Source organism: Bacillus sp. AY18-3 (assembly GCF_008042305.1).
Taxonomy (GTDB): domain Bacteria; phylum Bacillota; class Bacilli; order Bacillales; family Bacillaceae_G; genus Bacillus_A; species Bacillus_A wiedmannii.
The window spans coordinates 1-1,972 of sequence record NZ_QKQR01000053.1 but is presented as its reverse complement, the minus strand read 5'-3'; the positions used below and the strand labels follow the sequence as shown (position 1 = coordinate 1,972).

At 38.9% G+C, this 1,972-nt stretch carries 1 protein-coding gene; it reads right to left on the bottom strand.

All coding sequences use genetic code 11. The features are described 5' to 3' along the window. Positions 1-1,972, bottom strand: a 1,972-nt coding sequence (locus tag DM800_RS28405) for a Cna B-type domain-containing protein (RefSeq protein WP_147788161.1), incomplete at both ends; no start/stop codon positions are given.

Here is a 1,972-nt window from a genome sequence, read left to right as displayed (position 1 = left end):
CATACTTGTACGCTACTCCATTTGCATCGTATGCTGCTAAATCTTTGAATTCGTATTTCCAGCCTGTTGCTTTGCTTACTTCTTGCGTCGCAATCACTGTACCATTTTGTAGAAGGTCTACTTGAATCATTTCCGGACGATCTTTCGCGTTATCGTCTTTCCATGTTTTCGTTCCTTCTACTTTTGTTTCGCCTACTTTTGTATTTGTGATGTCAGTACCACTTACTTTGGATTCATATCCGGCTACTGGTTGTTCCTTCACTTCATACTTGTATGCTACTCCGTTTGCATCGTATGCTGCTAAATCTTTGAATTCATATTTCCAATCTGCTGCTTCGCTTACTTCTTGCGTCGCGATCACTGTACCATTTTGTAAAAGGTCTACTTGAATCATTTCTGGACGATCTGTTGCGTTATCGTCTTTCCATGTCTTCGTTCCTTCTACCTTTGTTTGACCTACTTTTGTATTTGTGATATCAGTACCACTTACTTTGGATTCATATCCGGCTACTGGCTGTTCTTTCACTGTATACTCGTAAGCCTTTCCTTCCGCATCATATGCTGCTAAATCTGCGAATATATATTTCCAACCCATTACTGCTAGTACGTCGTGTGTTTGAATCACATTCCCGTTTTGTAGTAAGTCTACTTTGATTATTGTCGGACGGTCTGTTGCATTTCCGTCGTTCCATGTCTTCGTTCCTTCTACTTTTGTTTTGCCTACTTTTGTATTTGTGATATCAGTACCATTTACTTTGGATTCATATCCGGCTACTGCTTGTTCTTTCACTTCATACTTGTACGCTACTCCATTTGCATCGTATGCTTGTAGCTTTTCAAACGTATACTTCCAGCTTGTTTCTGCTGTTACTTCTTTTGTATCTACTACTTTTCCATTTTGTAAAAGGTCTACTTTGATCATTTCCGGACGATCTTTCGCGTTATCGTCTTTCCATGTTTTCGTTCCTTCTACTTTTGTTTCGCCTACTTTTGTATTTGTGATATCAGTACCACTTACTTTGGATTCATATCCTGCTACTGCTTGTTCTTTCACTTCATACTTGTACGCTGCTCCGTTTGCATCGTATGCCTGAAGTTTTTCAAACGTGTACTTCCAATTTGTTGCCGCTGTTACTTCTTTTGTATCTACTACTTTACCGTTTTGTAAAAGGTCTACTTTGATCATTTCCGGACGATCTTTCGCGTTATCGTCTTTCCATGTTTTCGTTCCTTCTACTTTTGTTTCGCCTACTTTTGTATTTGTGATATCATAACCATTGACTTTGGATTCGTATCCATCTACCGGTTGTTCTTTCACTTCATACTTGTATGCTTTTCCATTTGCATCGAACGCTACTAAATCTTTAAATTCATATTTCCAACCTGTTTCTTTGCTTACTTCTTGCGTCGCAATCACTGTACCGTTTTGTAAAAGGTCTACTTGAATCATTTCTGGACGATCTGTTGCGTTATCGTCGTTCCATGTCTTCGTTCCTTCTACTTTTGTTTGACCTACTTTTGTATTTGTGATATCAGTACCACTTACTTTAGATTCATATCCTGGTACTGGCTGTTCTTTCACTGTATACTCGTAAGCCTTTCCTTCCGCATCATATGCTTCTAGATCTGAGAATATATATTTCCAACCCATTACTGCTAGTACGTCGTGTGTTTGAATCACATTCCCGTTTTGTAGTAAGTCTACTTTGATCATTGTCGGACGGTCTGTTGCATTTCCGTCGTTCCATGTCTTCGTTCCTTCTACTTTTGTTTTGCCTACTTTTGTATTTGTGATATCAGTACCACTTACTTTGGATTCATATCCTGGTACCGCTTGTTCTTTCACTTCATACTTGTACGCTGCTCCGTTTGCATCGTATGCCTGAAGTTTTTCAAACGTGTACTTCCAATTTGTTGCCGCTGTTACTTCTTTTGTATCTACTACTTTACCGTTTTGTAAAAGGTCTACTTT